The following is a 16436-nucleotide window of genomic DNA, read 5'->3' as shown; positions in this document are numbered from 1 at the left end:
GCGGTGGAACCCGTACCCCCGACCACGACACCCCGGCAGGCGGCGGAGGCGGGACCATGCGCGAGGAGCGGACCACCGGGGAGACCGGCGACGAGCGGCCCGGCGGCCAGGGCACAGGGGCGACGGGCCGCGCCCCGCTGTGCCTGGTGACCGGCGCCACCGGCTACATCGGCGGCCGCCTGGTCCCCGAACTGCTGGACGCCGGGTACCGGGTGCGCTGCCTGGCCCGCACCCCGGCCAAACTGCGCGACCACACCTGGGCGGACCGGGTGGAGACCGTCCGCGGCGACGTCACCGACGCGGACTCGGTGGCCCGCGCCATGGCCGGAGCGGACGTCGCCTACTACCTCGTGCACGCCCTCGGCACCGGCCGCGACTTCGAACGCACCGACCGCGAGGCCGCCCGCGTCTTCGGCGAGCAGGCCCGCAGGAGCGGCCTGCGCCGCATCGTCTACCTCGGCGGACTCACCCCCGCGGGCGTCCCCGAGGACCGGCTCTCCCCGCACCTGCGCTCCCGTACCGAGGTCGGCCGCATCCTGCTCGACTCGGGCGTGCCCACCGCGGTGCTGCGCGCCGCCGTCATCATCGGATCCGGCTCCGCCAGCTTCGAGATGCTGCGCTACCTCACCGAACGCCTCCCGGTGATGGTCACCCCGCGCTGGGTGCACACCCGCATCCAGCCCATCGCCGTACGCGACGTGCTGCGCACCCTCGTCGGCTGCGCCGCCCTGCCCGGCGACGTCAGCCGCGCCTTCGACATCGGCGGCCCGGAGATCCTCACCTATCTGGACACGATGCGCCGCTACGCCGCCGTCGCCCGGCTGCCCCGACGCCTCATCGTGCCCGTGCCCGTGCTCACCCCCGGCCTGTCCAGCCACTGGGTCGGCCTGGTGACCCCGGTACCGGCCTCGATCGCCCGCCCGCTCACGGAGTCCCTGCGCCACGAGGTGGTCTGCCGGGACCACGACATCGAACGGTACGTGCCCAGCCCGCCCGGCCACCCCTTCGGTGTCGACCGGGCCCTCTCCCTGGCCCTGCGACGCATCCGGGACGCCCAGGTGAGCACCCGCTGGTCCTCCGCCTCCGTACCGGGCGCGCCCAGCGACCCGCTGCCCACCGACCCGGACTGGTCCGGCGGCAGCCTCTACACCGACGAACGCGAACGCGAGGCCGACGTGTCGCCCGCCGCGCTGTGGGACGTCGTCGAGGGCATCGGCGGCGAGCACGGCTGGTACTCCTTCCCGCTGGCCTGGGCGGTGCGCGGCTGGCTGGACCGGCTCGTCGGCGGGGTGGGACTGCGCCGGGGCCGCAGGGACGCCCGGCGGCTGCGCGTCGGCGACTCGCTGGACTTCTGGCGGGTGGAGGAGATCGAACGCGGACGGCTGCTGCGGCTGCGCGCCGAGATGCGGCTGCCGGGCCTGGCCTGGCTGGAGATGCGCGTGGACGGCGACGGCGCCGGACCCGTCCGCTACCGGCAGCGGGCCCTCTTCCACCCCCGCGGCCTCCTCGGCCACCTGTACTGGTGGAGCGTCTCGCCCTTCCACGCCGTCGTCTTCGGCGGCATGGCCCGCAACATCGTCCGCGCCGCCTCCCGCGTCCGGGAGGACCGCCCCGCGCCGGTGCCGCACACGGCGGCCGCGAGCCGGTAGCGTCGCCCCGGACCGCGCCCGGCCACGGAGGAGGAACTGAGCCCATGCGTGTTTCGGTCGTCCTGTTCACCTCCGACCTGCGGGTGCACGACCATCCGCCGCTGCGCGCCGCCCTGGCGGGCGCCGACGCCGTCGTCCCGCTCTTCGTGCGCGACCGGGCCGTGACGGCCGCCGGGTTCGACCCGCCCAACCGCGCCGCCTTCCTCGCCGACTGCCTGGCCGACCTGGACGCCGCGCTGCGCGAGCGCGGCGGACGGCTCGTGGTGCGCGGCGGCGACCTGGTGGAGGAGGTGTGCCGGGCGGCGGCCGAGGCGGACGCCGCCGAGGTCCATCTGTCGGCCGCGCACAGCCGGTTCGCGGTCCGCCGCGAGGAGCGGCTGCGCACCGCGCTGGAGGCCGACGGGCGCCGCCTGACCGTGCACGACGCGGTCACCGTGGCCGTACCGCCCGGCGAGGTGACCCCCGCCTCCTCCGACCACTTCGCCGTCTTCACGCCGTACCACCGGCGCTGGGCGAAGGCCCCGCTCCGCGCGGCCGCGGCCGCCCCGCGCCGCGTTCCGGTCCCGGACCACGTGCGCGGCGAACGGCCGCCGCGGCGCGCCGACATCGGCGGCCTCTCGCCCGCCCTGCCGCCCGGCGGCGAGCGCGAGGCCCGCCGCCGCGTCACCGCGTACTGGCGCAGCGGCCTGGACGACTACGAGCGCACCCACGACGACCTCGCGGGCGACGCCACCTCCCGGCTCTCCGCCCATCTGCACTTCGGCACCCTCTCCCCGGTGGAACTGGTGCACCGGGCCCGCCGCCGCGGCGGAGCGGGAGCCGACGCCTTCGTACGGCAGCTCGCCTGGCGCGACTTCCACCGCCAGGTCCTCGCCGCCCGCCCCGCCGCGGCCCACGCCGACTACCGCACCCGGCACGACCACTGGCGCCCGGAGCGCGTCGCGCGGGCCGACATCGAGGCGTGGCGCGAGGGCCGCACCGGCTACCCGGTCGTCGACGCGGCGATGCGCCAACTGCGCCACGAGGGCTGGATGCACAACCGCGCCCGCCTGCTCACCGCGAGCTTCCTCACCAAGACCCTCTACGTCGACTGGCGCGTCGGCGCCGCCCACTTCCTGCACTGGCTGGTCGACGGCGACATCTCCAACAACCAGCTCAACTGGCAGTGGACGGCCGGCACGGGCACCGACAGCCGCCCCAACCGGGTCCTCAACCCGGTCACCCAGGGCAGGCGGTACGACCCTGACGGCGCCTACGTCCGCCGCTGGGTGCCCGAACTGGCGGACGTCGACGGCCGCCGCGTGCACGAGCCGTGGAAGCTGCCGGGACCCGAGCGCGCCGCGCTCGACTACCCCGATCCGGTGGTCGAGCTGGCCGAGGGCCTGGAGCGCTTCCGCCGGGCCCGCGGCCGCCCGCACTGAACCGCCGCCGCCCGCGCGGGCCCCTTGTGGTGCACACCGGCCGGAACAGGGGAGGATGAGCGGTCATGAGCAAGACACCCACGCGGATCCGGCTGGCGGACGCCGCCTTCGCGCTCTTCGACGAACGCGGGTACGAGCAGACGACCGTGGACGACATCGCGGAACGGGCCGGAGTGGGACGCACGACGTTCTTCCGGAACTACCGGTCCAAGGAAGCCGTCGTCTTCCCCGACCACGACCGGCTGCTGGAGCTGATCCGGGACCGGCTGGCCACCTCCAGCCACCGCACCGCCCTGGCCGCCGTCTCGGACGCGGTGCGCCTGGTCCTGCTGCACTACGTCGAGGAGGGCGGCCTCGCCCGCCGCCGCTACGCGCTGACCAGCAGGGTGGCCGTCCTGCGCGACCGGGAGATCGCGAGCGTGGCGCGCTACCAGCGGCTGTTCCGCGAGTTCATCGCCGAGTGGATGGGCGCCCCCACGGCGTCGGCGTCGCTGCGCGCCGAGCTGATGGCGGCCTCGGTCGTCGCCGCCCACAACCATGTGCTGCGGCGGTGGCTGCGCGGCGAGTCGGCGGACCCGGTGGCGGAGATCGACGAGGCGATGCGCGAGGTGCTGGACCTGTTCCCGGCACCGGGCACCCGCCCGCACACCGCGGAGGGCGGCGAGGGCGGCACCACCGTCGTCGCCTTCCGGACCGGGCAGGACCTCGACGCGCTGCTGCCCTCGCTGCGCCGCCTGGTCGAAGGGACCGGAGGAGATTGAAAAGGGAGAGGGAACACACCCGCGCGGGCGGTGCGTTGGACTAGCCTGCGCATGATCGGCCTGCCCGCGGACGCGGGACCCGGTGGCCGGTCGGCGACGGTTCTCACCTGGGGGAAGAGATGCACGACGGCGAAGGTCTGCACGTCCGCTGCGAGGTCCGCGTCCGGGCGGATCCCGCCCGGGTGTGGCAGCTGGTGACCGACATCCACCTGCCCGCCCGGCTCAGCCCGGAACTGCAACGGGTCGAGTGGCTCGACGGCGCCGGCCGGCCCGCCCTCGGAGCACGCTTCGAGGGCCACAACAGCAACCCCCTGGCCGGTGACTGGCGCACCGTCTCCCACGTCGTCGAACTGGACGAACGGCGCGTCTTCGCCTGGGCCGTCACCGACCCGGACGGCCGCTACGGCGCACCGGCCCAGGACCTCGCCCAGGCCCTCGCCTTCTGGCGCTACGAACTGGAGGCGGACGACGGCGGCACCCTGCTGCGCCAGTCGATGCGCGGCGGACCCGGCCGCAGCGGGGTCACCGTGGCCGTCGAGCAGCGGCCCGACCGGAAGGAGGCGATCCTCGCCTACCGCCGGGACGAACTGCGCCGCGGCATGGAGACCACCCTCCAGGGCATCAAGCAGCTCGCCGAGGAGACCGGCGGCTGACACACCCGGCGACGCGCCGGTACCGCTGCCCGCGCCCGCCCCGCGCCCGGCGCTCCGCCGACGACCTCCCGGCCGCCCGGCGCGCCCGGATGTCCTCGGCCCGCCGGAGCCGCAGACTGGAGGCGATCCGCCGGTCCTTCCCGCCGTCCCGCACGGCGGCGGCACCGGCGGCCGCGCCGTCAGGAGGGAGCGTGATGAAGCGGGAGCCCGCACCGCCGGGAGGACCGTCCGGCGAGCCGGTACCGGAGCCCGCCGCGGCCCGGCTGCGGCTGCTGGCCGAGGCGAGCCGGGCGCTGGCCTCGGGCCTGGACGCGGAGGAGGCGCTGCGCCGCCTGGCCCGGGTGGTGGTGCCCAACCTGGCCGACGCCTGTGTGGTCGACGTCGTCGACGGCGAGGGACTGCGCCGTCTCACGGTCACCGACCGGGACCCGGAGCGGGCGCTGCGGGTGCTGCCGGGAGGATTCCTGCCCGGCCCGGACGACTCGGGCGCCGCCGTCGCGAAGGTGCTGCGCGGAGCGGGCCCGCTGGAGATCACCGACTTCGGCGAACCCGACCCGCAGGACCCCCTCAAGGCCGCCCAGCGGGCGCTGTACCGCATGCTCGGTGCCGGGACCGCGCTGATCGTGCCCATGCGCGTACGACGGCAGACACTGGGCGCGCTCACGTTCGTGCGGCGTGCGCCGGGTGCCGTGTTCGACGAGCAGGAGCAGGCGCTGGCGGCGGATCTGGGGCACCGGGCGGGGCTGGCGCTGGACAACGCCCGGCTGTACGCGCTCCAGCAGTACACCGCCGAACAGCTCCAGCTCTCCCTGCTGCCCGACCTGACCGGTCTGGCCCACCTCCAGCTCGCCGCCCGCTACGTGGCCGCACGCGAACGCGCCGAGGTGGGCGGCGACTGGTACGACGCCTTCCCGCTCCCCGACGGCTCGGCGGTGCTCGCCATCGGCGACGTCGTCGGCCACGACCTGGCCGCCGCCGTCCGCATGGGCCAGCTGCGCAACATGCTCCGCGCCCTCGCCTACGACAGCGGCGACGACCCGGCCGGGGTGATGAGCCGCCTGGACCGCGTCATGCAGGGCCTGACCGGCATCGAACTCGTCACCGCCGTCATCGCCCGCCTCGAAACACCCACCACCGACGCCTCCTCCACCGCGCCGTGGCGACTCCACTGGACCAACGCGGGCCACCTTCCGCCGCTGCTGGCCCGGCCCGACGGCCGCACCCTGCTGCTGGAGGCGGGCCACGCCCCCGTCCTGGGCGTCGACCCGACCCTCGTCCGCCAGACCGCCACGACCGTCCTGGACCCCGGATCGACCCTGCTCTTCTACACGGACGGTCTCGTGGAACGCCCCGGCGAGGACATCGGACGAGGGCTGACCCGGCTGCGCCAGCACGCCACCGCACTGGCCCGCGAAGCCCTGCCGGTCTTCCTCGACGAACTGCTCGACCGGCTCAACGACGACCAGCACGACGACATCGCCGTCCTCGCCCTGCGGATCCCCGAGACCCGCGCCGTGCCCGGGACCGGTCAGCCGGCCGACCGCTGAAGCGGTGGCCGGACGGGCCGCTCCTCGGACGCGCGGCGGCGGGTGAGTTCGGGCAGGAGTGTGGCCAGACCCGCCACGGCCATGACCGCGCCGAGCCAGAGCGGCGCGCGCAGCCCCCGGGCTTCGATCGCCACGGCGCCCAGGGAGGAGCCGAGGATCACGCCGAGGGTGATGAAGGAGGAGTGGACGGTGTTGACCAGCGGGCCCGCGTTCCCGGCGCGCTGGACCCGGGTGACCATGGCCGGATTCATGGTGACGCCGACCAGTCCGACGCCCAGCATGCAGGCGACGGCGGGCACGGGGAGCCCGGCGAGGAGGGCGAAGCCGCTCAGGAAGACCGTGTTGAGCAGCAGACCGAGGGCGAGCACCGGCACGGCGTGGCGGTCGGCGAGGCGTCCGACCACATGGTTCCCGGCGACGGTGGCGGCGCCGTACGCGATCAGCAGGACGGGCACGGCACCGGGGGAGAAGCCGGTGACCTCGGTGAGGATGGGGTTGAGGTAGCTGAACGCGGAGAAGGTGGCGCCGATGACGAGCGTGCTGGTGGAGAACACCAGCCACAGCCGGCGCCGCCTGAAGACGCCCAGTTCGGCGCGCAGGCCGCCCGAGTCCTCGGCGCGCCCCAGGCGGGGCACCCCGGCGAGGGTGGCCGCGGCGGCGGCCACGGTGATCAGGGTGACGGCCCAGAACGCCGCGCGCCAGCCGAACCGCTCGCCGACCAGGGTCGACAGGGGCAGCCCGAGCAGGGTGCCGAGCATGAGGCCGTTCATGGCGACGGCGATGGCGCGTCCCCGGACCTCGGGCCGGGTGAGCCGGGCGCACAGCGATATGCCGAGGCCGAAGAACGCCTGTGAGGCGACGCCGGTCACGATCCGGGCGGCCAGCATCATGGCGTAGTCCCGCGCGGTCGCGGCCAGGACGTTGCCCGCCAGGAAGACGGCGAAGAGCGTCATCAGCGCCGTGCGCGGCGGGACCCGCATCAGGGCCACCGTCAGGAAGGGCCCGCCGGCGGCCATGGCCACCGCGAACGCCGTGATGAGGTAGCCGATCTGCGGGACGGTCACGTCCAGTCCCTCGGCCATCTGCGGCATCAGCCCGGCGACCACGAACTCACTGGTCACCATGGCGAAGATGCCGAGCGCCAGGACGTATACGGCACTAGGCACGGTACGTTCTCCTCTTGGTTATGAAACGTTCAGTTCAAAACGTGGACAGGGGAAGGCGAGGCCCCGCGAGGGGGGCTGGTGGTGGGTGAGTGAGTCAGCGGGTCAGCGGGTCAGTGCGTCCATGGTGACCTCGGCGATCGCCTCCAGGGCGGTCCGGTCGGCGCCGCCCTGGCCGGAGACGCGCATGCCGCCGATCGCGGCGTTCACGAAGCGGGCCAGCGCGTCGGCGTCCCGTACGGAGGTGATGCTGCCGTCCCGCCGGCCCTCCTCGACCGTCGCGCGCAGCGCGGCCAGGCGGCGGGCCGTGTCGCGCTCCAGCATCCGTGCCGCGCGGACGTCCCGGGCGGCCAGTTCGACCGTGGTGTTCACGGTCAGGCAGCCGAGGCTGCGACCGCCGAGCCGGTGTTCCGTCTCGCTCTCCACGATCACGGCCAGCAGGGCGCGGAGACGGTCGGCCGCGGTGTGCCGCCGGTCCTCCAGGACGGCCAGCTGGGTGGCGGTCGTGGAGTCGATGTAGCGGGTCAGGGCCCGCTCGAAGAGGTCGTGCTTGCTCTTGAAGGTGTTGTAGATGCTGCTGCGCCCCAGACCCGTGGCGTCGCACAGGTCCTGGGTGGAGGTGGCTTCGTAGCCCTTCTCCCAGAACATGCGCATCGCCGATTCCAGGGCCCTTTCCTCGTCGAACGTCCTCGGTCGGGCCATGGTGGGAGCGTAGTGTTTTGAATCGTGCGTTTCAATACGGGGGTGTACTGCGGCCGTCGACTGAGGGCTGAGGGCTGACGGCCGATGGCTGACGGCCGGTGGTAGGCGGCCGGTGGTAGGCGGCCGGGGCGGCTCGGGCCGCTATCGGTCGCCGCCGGGCTCCCCGCGCCCGGCCAGGCCCGCCTTCAGCGCGTCCCGCAGCCGGGTGAGCCGTTCGATGTCCGCGTCCAGCGCGGCGATCCGCCGCTCCACGACCGTCGCGCCGACGACCCCGGGCCCCCGAGCGCCGGGCGCCGCCGGGGCGCAGCCCGGCGGGCGCCCGGTGAGGAGCGGCAGCCGGTCGGCGATGCCGCGCAGATCCTCGACGGTGAGCCCCAGGGCGAGCAGGTCCCGCACGGTGCGCAGGACGGCGAGGTCGTCGGGCCCGTAGTCCCGCTGGCCCGCCGCGGTGCGCCGCGGTGGCGGCAGCAGCCCGCGCTGCTCGTAGAAGCGCAGTGCCCTGGGCGTCGCGCCCACGGCGGCCGCCGCGTCCCCGATCCGCATACGTGCCCCTCCCGCTCCGCGCGGCGGCCGTCAGCCGTGGTGCGGCAACTCGACGACGACCGTGCCGAACCGCTCTCCCGCGATCAGTTCCTGCAACGCCAGCGGGGCGCGATCGATGCCCGGGACGCGGGTGAGCGGGAAACGGATCAGGCCGGAGCGCAGCCAGTGTGCGAACCGCCCGGTCCACTCCCGCTCCACGTCGGGATGGTCGACACCGGTGTACCCCTTCAGCGTCATCCCCTTGACGATGAGCCGGAAGGCGTCGACCTCGACCGGGGCCCTGCCGCCGCCGCCCGCCGCCGCAAACTGCCCGGACAGCGCCCCCACCAGGGCGAAGCGGGCACCCTGGCGGGCGGCGTCCACCGCCGCGGTGAGCTGGGGGCCGCCCGTCGTGTCGAGCAGGACGTCGATGCCGTCCGGCGCGGCGGCGGCGAGCTGCCCGGCGAACGCCTGCCGCGCCTCCCGGCGCTCCGCCCCGCTCCCGTCCGCCGCCCGGAAACCGGTGGTCAGGGCCGCGTCGTAGCCGAGTTCGGAGACGAGACGTCCTGCCTTGTCCGGTGAGCCGGTGGTGCCGATGACCCGGGCGGCCCCCAGCAGCCGGGCGATCTGCCCCGCGAGGGACCCCACGCCGCCCGCCGCGCCGGTGACCAGGACGACATCGCCCTCGCGCACCCCGGTGAGCCTGGTCAGCGCCCCGTAGGCGGCGGATCCGGAGGAGAGGTGGGCGACCGGGTCGGGCAGCGCCGGATCGACGGCGGTGCACCGCGCCACCGGGACCAGGGCGTACTCGCGCCAGCCCAGCAGATGCGTGACCAGGTCGCCGGGCCGCAGCGCGCTGCCCTCCGGCGCGGCGACCACTTCGCCGACCGCCGGCCCGAACAGCGCCTCCCCCGGGCGTATTCCCGGCACCGGAGTGTCCCGGGCGGCGCCGCCGACGAGCGTGCGCAGCCCGCCGAAGACCAGGAACTGCCGGTTGCGGACGAGGACCTGGCCCGGTCCCGGGGCGGGCAGCGGGACCTCGGTGACGGTGAAGTCGGCCGGGGTGGGCAGCCCGTCGGGCACGGCGGCGAGCCGGACCTCGCGGCTGGTGCGGGGCAGCGCTGCGGACATGGGGGGCCTCCTGAGGGCGGGGCGGGTAAGTGTGCACGTCCGGCGTCCGCGGACGGCGCCGCCGGGCCGGCCGACGCTAAACCCTGACCCGCGCGTCAGGGGCAACCCCGCCTCGCCGGTACCTACCTTTTTGTGGGTACTTGTGGGCGGTCCCGGGCGCGGCGACCCTGGTGGAGGGCGCACGGAGAACAGCGGACACCGGTCTCGGGGAAAGGAGTTGATGTACCGTCAGGACGCTGGCTGATCCGCACCGGTGAGCCTCTCCAGGCGGCGGTGGCCCCAGTCGGACAGCGGTGCCAGCGCCTCGGAGAGGTCCCGGCCGAACGCGGTCAGGGAGTACACCGTCTTCAACGGCAGCACGTCGTGCACCTCCCGGTGCACGAGCCCGTCGCCCTCCATCTCGCGCAGTGCCTGGGTGAGCACCTTCTCGCTGAGGCCCGGCAGCCGTCGGCGCAGCTCACCGGGGCGGCACGGACCGGACTCCAGCAGCCACAGCAGGGCCGTCTTCCACTTGCCGTCGATCACGGCGATGGCCGCGGTCACCCCGCAGACATCCGGATCCTGGGCACGACCGCGTGTCATCCCCGCCCCCCGTTTCCTCGCAAAGCCCTTTGTCACCCATGGAGTTGCATCATGTCATCGCACACCGGACAGCCCGCCGTCACTGTCCTCGGCCTCGGACCGATGGGCCGGTCCCTGGCGGGTGCCTTCCTCGACGCGGGAGTGCGCACCACGGTCTGGAACCGCACGCCCGGCCGTGACCGCGAGCTGGTCGCCCGCGGCGCGTCCGGCGCCCGCACCACCCGGGAGGCGGTCGCCGCGAGCCCGCTGACGGTGGTCTGCGTGGTGAACTACGACGCCGTGGACGCCGTCCTACGCGACCCGGAGGTCACCGACGCCCTCAAGGGCCGCACCGTGGCCAATCTGTCCGCCGACACCCCGGACCGCGCCCGCGCCACCGCCGGCTGGGCGGCCGGGCACGGTGTCCACTACCTCGACTCGCCTCGGACGACGACCGCGAGCAGGCGGCCCGGCGGCTGCGGACGGCCGTGGAGGGCGGGCGGCTGCCCCTGGGGCCTCTCGTTCGGATCGTGCCGGGCTCGCGTGCCCTGGCACCGCACCTCGCGGCGTTGTCGTCGGTTGCCATGGCTCCGCCATGCCGCCCTCCTCCGCCTTGCGAGGCACGGCACCAGACCCCGCTCCCTCATCCGGCCTGATCCAAACGAAAGACCCTGGAGCTGCTGGCGTCCCGCCTCGACGAGGTGTACGGGGCACGCACCCGCGGCGAGCTGGTGGAGGCGTGCCGCGGCCTGCCCGCACCGGGCCCCAGGGACGACTTGGTGGTGAACCGGCCGCCGACCTCCGGGCGGTTCGTCGCGGGCGTCTTCGGCGGGTTCGTGCGCAAGGGCCAGTGGGTCGTGCCGCCCCGGCTGACCCTCTGGTCGATGTGGGGCGGTGGCCGGGTGGATCTGTCGCAGGCCCGCTTCAGCAGCCAGGACACCGAGATCCGGGCCGTGGCCCTGTGGGGCGGCACCAGGATCACGGTGCCCGACGACATCGACGTCGAGGTCAAGGGGTTCGGCCTGTTCGGTGTGCTCGGGAAGGGCGCCGCCCGGAGGACCGGACGGCCCGGCGCGCCCCGCGTGGTGATCAAGGGGCTCGCCCTGTTCGGCGCCGTCGTGACCAGGACGAGCACGACCGGCACCGAGCGCTGACGCGACCCCTCGCGCGGCCGCCGCGTCGTCGGCCGCCCGGTGTTTGGTGTCCGGCGGGCCGCCGTGGGTAGGCGCCCGAGATGGACGTGATCTTCGACGAAACCGTACGCGCCCGGCTGCGCGCCCCTCTCATCTGGTACGTCGGCACGGTGTTCGCCGACGGAGCACCGCAGGTCAGTCCGATGTGGGTGGATCTGGAGGGCGATGACGCGCTGTCGTTCAACACCTCGGTGGGCCGGGTCAAGGAGGAGAACCTGCGCCGCGATCCCCGCGTCTACCTCTCCCACGCGGACGCCGCCGACCCCTTCGACCGGGTGCAGATCAGCGGGGTGGTGGACCGCTTCATCGAGGGCGAGGAGGCGCACGAGCGGATGGACCGGCTGGCCCGCAAGTACCTCGGCGCCGAACGCTTCGAGTGGCTGATGCCGGGGGAGCGGCGGGTCGCGGTGGTCGTACGCCCCGTCAAGGTGCGGCACATCGTCGGCGTGGAGCGGTTCCGGCCCGGCGGCCCCGTCCCCGCGCCCTGACCGGCACCGTCGCGCCCCTGCCAGGCCCCCGGTGCGCCCTGACGGCGAAGCCGCCGGCCCGGCCCGGAGCGCCGTCAGATGCCCGGCCGCCAGCCCCTGCGCCGCGCCCGCGTCACCGTGAACGCCGCGAACCCGGTCAGCAGCGCCGCCCCCAGCGCGCCTCCCGCCACGGCCACGGCGGTGCCGCGGCCCCGGTGGGAGGCGCGGGCGGCCAGGGCGACGGGCGCGGGCGGGGCGGCGGCCTCGGGCGTGGCGCCCGCGGGCATCGGGGTGCTGACGGCCGCCGACGGGTCGACGGTGCCCGCGCCCACCAGCGGTCGGCCCGCCGTCACCATCGGGTAGGCCGTCGCCATCAGCCGCGCCCGCACCTGCGCGGGCGTCGACTCCGGGTGCGCCGCGCCGACCAGGGCCGCGGCGCCCGCCACGAACCCGGTCGCCAGGTCCGCTCCGCTGCCCGTGAAGTGGCCGGGACCGCCCGGTCCCACGCTCATCACCGCCGTGCCGGGCGCGGCGATGTCCGGTGCCGTGCGGGGCGCGGCCCGCTGGTCCGGGGCGCCGCCGGGCCCCAGCGACGCCACCGCCAGGACCCCGTCGAGCGCGGCCGGGTAGGCGGCGGGTGCCGGGGCGTCGGGATCGCCTGACGCGGACGGGTCCGCTTCCCCGTAGGCGGGGGCCACGACGAGCGCGCCGTGCCGTTGCGCGTCCCGCACGGCGGCCGTGAGCGCCGCGCTGCCCCGGGGCAGCGCCAGCGGTACGTCGACGACCCTTGCGCCGCCCGCCACGGCCGCGCCGATCCCGGCGGCCACGTGATCGGCGCTCGCCGCGCCGTCGCGGTCCGTGACGCGCACCGCCAGCACCCGCGCCCGCGGCGCGACCCCGGCGAAGCCCTGGCCCGGCAGCTCGGCCGCCGCGATCAGCCCGGCGACGAAGGTGCCGTGGCCGACGCAGTCCGTGCCCGCCGCGTGCGCGGCGCCCGTGGTGACGTCCGGCCCCGCCACGACCCGGCCCGCCAGCGCGGGGCTGTGCCCCGCGTCCACGCCGGTGTCCACCACGGCCACGGTCACACCCTCGCCACGGGTGGTGTCCCAGGCGCGTGACGGCGCGATGTACCGCTGCGGCCACGGCACTTGGGTCATCTTCCGGGGCGAGGGCCGCACGCAGCCGCCGCCCTGCGGCGGCACCGCGCTCACGGCGGGCAGGGCGCCGTCCCCGTCCGCCGCCGCGGCGGGCCCCGGCGACAGCGCGAACAGCGCGCACACGGCGGCCGGCACGAGGAGCGCCGGGCGGCCCCGCCGGACGTACGGCCGTCCGCGCCGCCCCGGCACGCCCCCCGCTGCGCCCTCCCGCGGCCCCCTCACGCCTCCACGTCCTCGGGCAGCAGCAGGCGCAGATCGTCGAGCGACGCCTCGGGCCGGACACTGAGGCGGCCCGCCTGACGGGTCATCATGCGCTCCAGCACCGTACGGGCGTAGCGGGCGTTGCCGAACGCGGGACCCCGTTCGACCGTGTCGAAGTGGCGGCGCAGCGCGTCCAGGGTGTCCGGGGCGCACTCGTAGCCGTCCCGTGCGCACTGGGCGCGGACGATCGCGACGAGTTGCTCGGTGTCGTAGGAGGCGAAGTCGACGACGCGGCCGAAGCGGGAGGCCAGACCCGGGTTGGAGGCCAGGAAGCGCGCCATCTCGGGCCCGTACCCGGCCACCACCACGGCGGTGTCGTCGCGGTGGTCCTCCATCAGCTTGAGCAGGGAGTCCACGGCCTCGCGGCCGAAGTCGCCGCCGGCGGCGCCCTCGGGCGTGAGGGCGTACGCCTCGTCGATGAAGAGCACCCCGCCCCGGGCGCGGGCGAACACCTCGGCGGTGAGCTGCGCGGTGTGGCCGATGTAGCGGCCCACCAGGTCGGCGCGGGCCACCTCCACCAACTGGCCCCGGGGCAGCACGCCCAGGGCACCCAGCAGATCGCCGTAGAGGCGGGCCACCGACGTCTTGCCCGTGCCGGGCGGTCCGGCGAAGACGAGGTGGTGGCCGATGGCGGGCGCGGGCAGGCCGCCGGCCCGGCGGCGGCGCGCGGTGGACAGCAGGTTCACCAGGTCGCGGACCTGACTCTTGGCGCCCTCCAGGCCCACCAGCGCGTCCAGTTCGGCGAGGAGTTCACCGACCCGGCTCGGCCCCGTGCCGTCGGCGCCGGGTGCCGCGACCGCGGCGGCGGCCTCCTCGCCGACGTCCTCGGGCAGCAGCAGGGTCAGCTGCTCCTCGGTGACGTCCCCGGAACCGGCCAGCCGGAACGCCTGCCGGTCCACCATCTCCTCGAACACCTTGCGCGCCTCCCGGGCGTTGCCGAACGACTCGTCGCGCGGCATCCGTTCGAAGTGCACGGCGAGCGCCCGCCCGGTCGCCCCGGCCAGCGTGAAGCGGTTGCGCTCGCAGTGGGTGCGGACGATGGTGACCAGTTCCTCGGGGGTGTAGTTCTCGAACTCCACGGTGCGGCTGAACCGGGAGGCGAGCCCCGGGTTGGAGTCCAGGAAGCCGCGCATGCGCCCGGAGTAGCCCGCCGCGATGACGACCACGTCGTCACGGTGGTCCTCCATCAGCTTGACGAGGGTGTCGACGGCCTCGCGCCCGAAGTCGGCGCCGCCCGAGCCCGGTTCGGCCGCCAGCGTGTACGCCTCGTCGACGAACAGCACCCCGCCCAGGGCCTGTTCGAAGACCTCGGTGGTCTTGATGGCGGTCGCCCCCACGTACTCGCCGACCAGGTCGGCCCGCGCCACCTCCACCAGATGGCCCGAGCGCAGCTCGCCCAGTGAGGCGAGCACCGCGCCGTAGAGCCGGGCCACGGTGGTCTTACCGGTGCCGGGCGGTCCGGCGAACACCAGGTGGCGGGCGGTCGCCGGGACCGGCAGGCCCATCTCGCGGCGGCGCCGGGCCAGCCGGTTGAGGTTGACGAGCGTGCTCACCTGCTCCTTGACGGCGCGCAGTCCCACGAGTCCGTCCAGCGCGGCCAGCGGACCGGCCCCAGGGCCGGGCGACTCGGCGGCGGCCTCGGGCGCGCCGTCGCCGCGCGCGCCGAGCACATCGGGTTCGCCGTTGTCCCGGCTGTCGAGACCGTCGGCGGCGAGCCGGCCGCCGGCCGCCGTCTGGCGGACGCCCGCGCCCCGGTTGCCGGTGACGGCGCAGCGCGCGGCGCGCACCGGCCGCTCGCTCGCGATCCGCAGCCCGTCGGCCGCGCCCCCGGTGATCTCGCAGTCGGTCAACTGGGCTCCGGCGCCGGGCCCGACGAGGACCCCGTGGCCCCGGCTGCCCGTGATCCGGCCGCGCACCGCGGTGAACTCGGCGCCCTCCAGCACGCCCACCCCGTCGGCGCCCGCGTCCGCCACGGTCACGTCGACCGCGGTGAGCGCGCTCTCGCCCCGTACGGCGAGCCCGGTGGACCGGCTGCCGCGCACCACCGTGCCCTGGAGCGCGGGCCGCGCGTCCTCGACCTGGACACCGCACCGCCCGGCGTCCGTCACCGAGCCGTCCTCGACCCGGCCGCGCGCGCCCTCGCGGAAGACGAGGCCGTGCCCGCCGCAGCCGCTCACGTCCACCGCGCGCAGCGTGGGCTCGCCCTCGCCCGCCACGACCACGCCGTGCCCGGCCGGGCCGTCGACCGTGAGCCGGTCCAGGCGCGGCGCGGCGGCGTCCGAGAGGACCACGCCCTCCGCGCGGCCCCCGGAGATCCGGCAGTCCAGCACGGCGGGTGCCGCGTGGTCGCGGACCAGGAGGGCGGCGGCCGTGGAGTCCTCGATCCGGCAGTCGGTGAAGGTGCCGCGGGAGCGTTCGACGGCGGCGATCCCGTGGCCGCCCGCGCCGGTCACGCGCAGCCGCAGCACCTCCGGGTCGGCGGTGCCGGACAGCAGGACGCCGTGCGTGGCCGGGGCGTCGGCGGCGCAGTCGGCGAGGACCGGGCGTCCGGTGGAGGACAGGTGGTAGCCGATCACGCACTCCTCGGTCCGGGCCTCCACCACCCGGGTCGTGGCCTGTTCCTCCAGGGCGACGCCCGGCTTGACGGAGCGCCGCACGACCAGGCCGGTGACGGTGCCGGCGGCCCGGCCGCCGGCGAGCAGACCGTTGCCGCGCGCCTCCCGCACGGTGCAGGAGCGCACCGTCGTCGCGGCGTCCTCGCCGAGGACGAGACCGGAGCTGCCGAGGTCCTGGAAGAGGCAGTCGACGACCACGCTGGGCTCGGGGGAGAGGTCGACGAGACCGGCGCCCGCCGCGTTGGAGACCCGGCACTCGCGCATGGCCAGCGAGCCGCGCTCGCGCGAGAGCAGCGCGGTCCAGCCGTTGCCGTGCACGGTGCAGCCCTCCAGCTCGGCCTGGCCGCGCGGCACGTCCACCACGGGCGCCTCGGCGTCGGCGCCGCGCAGCACCAGCCCGGACAGCTTGACCGCCTCGGCGAGGACCCGCACGGCCGAGCCGTCGCGCGGGGCGATCTCGGGCGGGTCGTCCGGGTCGTCGGCGACCAGCGTCACCATCTTGGTGATCGTGAGGTTCTCGTCGTAGCGCCCGGGGCGGATCCGTACGACGCTCCCCGGGCGGGCGGCGTCCAGCGCGGCGGAGACGGTCGTCCCCGGGGTGGCGAGGACGGTCTGGCGGGCCATGGTGTTCCT

At 75.7% G+C, this 16436-nt stretch carries 14 protein-coding genes and 1 pseudogene; 8 read left to right on the top strand and 7 right to left on the bottom strand.

The genetic code is table 11. The features are described 5' to 3' along the window. Nucleotides 1-56: 56 nt before the first annotated feature. The 5 genes from R4Z62_RS01395 (at nt 57) to R4Z62_RS01375 (ending at nt 6031) form a co-directional block, all read left to right on the top strand. Complete coding sequence (locus tag R4Z62_RS01395; RefSeq protein WP_491518895.1) at nt 57-1649, top strand: SDR family oxidoreductase; 1593 nt, start codon at nt 57-59, stop codon at nt 1647-1649. Between the two features lie 44 nt (nt 1650-1693). Further along, complete coding sequence (locus R4Z62_RS01390) at nt 1694-3070, top strand: cryptochrome/photolyase family protein (RefSeq protein ID WP_491518894.1); 1377 nt, start codon at nt 1694-1696, stop codon at nt 3068-3070. A 65-nt stretch (nt 3071-3135) separates the two neighbouring features. After that, nucleotides 3136-3831 carry a TetR/AcrR family transcriptional regulator gene (locus R4Z62_RS01385; RefSeq protein WP_355483456.1) on the top strand — a complete coding sequence of 232 codons (696 nt, stop codon included), beginning with the start codon at nt 3136-3138 and terminating at the stop codon, nt 3829-3831. Between the two features lie 119 nt (nt 3832-3950). Continuing rightward, nucleotides 3951-4484, top strand: coding sequence for an SRPBCC family protein (locus R4Z62_RS01380; RefSeq protein WP_491518893.1), 534 nt, complete (start codon nt 3951-3953; stop codon nt 4482-4484). 194 nt (nt 4485-4678) lie between these two features. After that, a complete protein-coding gene (locus tag R4Z62_RS01375; protein ID WP_491518892.1) occupies nt 4679-6031 on the top strand; it encodes a PP2C family protein-serine/threonine phosphatase in 1353 nt (450 codons plus the stop codon). Here the strand turns inward: R4Z62_RS01375 and R4Z62_RS01370 are convergent. The 5 genes from R4Z62_RS01370 to R4Z62_RS01350 all read right to left on the bottom strand — a co-directional run bounded on the left by R4Z62_RS01370 (nt 6013) and on the right by R4Z62_RS01350 (nt 10131). After that, nucleotides 6013-7197, bottom strand: a complete 1185-nt coding sequence (locus tag R4Z62_RS01370) for an MFS transporter (protein WP_491518891.1) — start codon at nt 7195-7197, stop codon at nt 6013-6015. The two genes, R4Z62_RS01375 and R4Z62_RS01370, sit on opposite strands and share 19 nt — an antisense overlap. Before the next feature lie 102 nt (nt 7198-7299). After that, entirely contained in the window at nt 7300-7896 is a 597-nt protein-coding gene (locus R4Z62_RS01365; RefSeq protein WP_355483239.1) for a TetR/AcrR family transcriptional regulator, read from the bottom strand. Between the two features lie 141 nt (nt 7897-8037). After that, nucleotides 8038-8439 (bottom strand): MerR family transcriptional regulator, encoded by a 402-nt coding sequence (locus tag R4Z62_RS01360; protein WP_064531016.1) that lies wholly within the window; start codon nt 8437-8439, stop codon nt 8038-8040. Between the two features lie 30 nt (nt 8440-8469). Then, entirely contained in the window at nt 8470-9549 is a 1080-nt protein-coding gene (locus R4Z62_RS01355) for an MDR family NADP-dependent oxidoreductase (RefSeq protein ID WP_491518890.1), read from the bottom strand. Between the two features lie 228 nt (nt 9550-9777). Beyond that, the gene (locus tag R4Z62_RS01350) at nt 9778-10131 is read right to left on the bottom strand and encodes a winged helix-turn-helix transcriptional regulator (RefSeq protein ID WP_491518889.1); all 354 of its coding nucleotides are present in this window, start codon (nt 10129-10131) and stop codon (nt 9778-9780) included. A gap of 51 nt (nt 10132-10182) precedes the next feature. Between R4Z62_RS01350 and R4Z62_RS01345 the strand changes: the two are divergent. The 3 genes and pseudogenes from R4Z62_RS01345 to R4Z62_RS01335 form a co-directional block, all read left to right on the top strand. Beyond that, nucleotides 10183-10548, top strand: a pseudogene (locus tag R4Z62_RS01345) (NAD(P)-binding domain-containing protein); the annotation flags it as partial. 263 nt (nt 10549-10811) lie between these two features. After that, a complete protein-coding gene (locus R4Z62_RS01340; RefSeq protein WP_491521966.1) occupies nt 10812-11264 on the top strand; it encodes a DUF1707 SHOCT-like domain-containing protein in 453 nt (150 codons plus the stop codon). A gap of 80 nt (nt 11265-11344) precedes the next feature. Further along, complete coding sequence (locus R4Z62_RS01335; protein WP_064531011.1) at nt 11345-11791, top strand: TIGR03618 family F420-dependent PPOX class oxidoreductase; 447 nt, start codon at nt 11345-11347, stop codon at nt 11789-11791. Between the two features lie 74 nt (nt 11792-11865). Here the strand turns inward: R4Z62_RS01335 and R4Z62_RS01330 are convergent, their stop codons facing one another. After that, nucleotides 11866-13062 (bottom strand): S8 family serine peptidase, encoded by a 1197-nt coding sequence (locus R4Z62_RS01330; protein ID WP_491518888.1) that lies wholly within the window; start codon nt 13060-13062, stop codon nt 11866-11868. A gap of 83 nt (nt 13063-13145) precedes the next feature. Further along, complete coding sequence (locus R4Z62_RS01325) at nt 13146-16427, bottom strand: AAA family ATPase (RefSeq protein WP_491518887.1); 3282 nt, start codon at nt 16425-16427, stop codon at nt 13146-13148. Between the last annotated feature and the right edge of the window lie 9 nt (nt 16428-16436).

Source organism: Streptomyces sp. PL-25, from assembly GCF_058344915.1.
This window is presented reverse-complemented; position numbering and strand designations above follow the sequence as displayed.

Excerpts from the sequence above, each read along its gene's own strand:
- R4Z62_RS01395 (WP_491518895.1), top strand. The coding sequence starts at position 57 with ATGCGCGAGGAGCGGACCACCGGGGAGACCGGCGACGAGCGGCCCGGC.
- R4Z62_RS01390 (WP_491518894.1), top strand. The coding sequence starts at position 1,694 with ATGCGTGTTTCGGTCGTCCTGTTCACCTCCGACCTGCGGGTGCACGAC.
- R4Z62_RS01385 (WP_355483456.1), top strand. The coding sequence starts at position 3,136 with ATGAGCAAGACACCCACGCGGATCCGGCTGGCGGACGCCGCCTTCGCG.
- R4Z62_RS01380 (WP_491518893.1), top strand. The coding sequence starts at position 3,951 with ATGCACGACGGCGAAGGTCTGCACGTCCGCTGCGAGGTCCGCGTCCGG.
- R4Z62_RS01375 (WP_491518892.1), top strand. The coding sequence starts at position 4,679 with ATGAAGCGGGAGCCCGCACCGCCGGGAGGACCGTCCGGCGAGCCGGTA.
- R4Z62_RS01365 (WP_355483239.1), bottom strand. The coding sequence starts at position 7,896 with ATGGCCCGACCGAGGACGTTCGACGAGGAAAGGGCCCTGGAATCGGCG.
- R4Z62_RS01360 (WP_064531016.1), bottom strand. The coding sequence starts at position 8,439 with ATGCGGATCGGGGACGCGGCGGCCGCCGTGGGCGCGACGCCCAGGGCA.
- R4Z62_RS01355 (WP_491518890.1), bottom strand. The coding sequence starts at position 9,549 with ATGTCCGCAGCGCTGCCCCGCACCAGCCGCGAGGTCCGGCTCGCCGCC.
- R4Z62_RS01350 (WP_491518889.1), bottom strand. The coding sequence starts at position 10,131 with ATGACACGCGGTCGTGCCCAGGATCCGGATGTCTGCGGGGTGACCGCG.
- R4Z62_RS01335 (WP_064531011.1), top strand. The coding sequence starts at position 11,345 with ATGGACGTGATCTTCGACGAAACCGTACGCGCCCGGCTGCGCGCCCCT.
- R4Z62_RS01325 (WP_491518887.1), bottom strand. The coding sequence starts at position 16,427 with ATGGCCCGCCAGACCGTCCTCGCCACCCCGGGGACGACCGTCTCCGCC.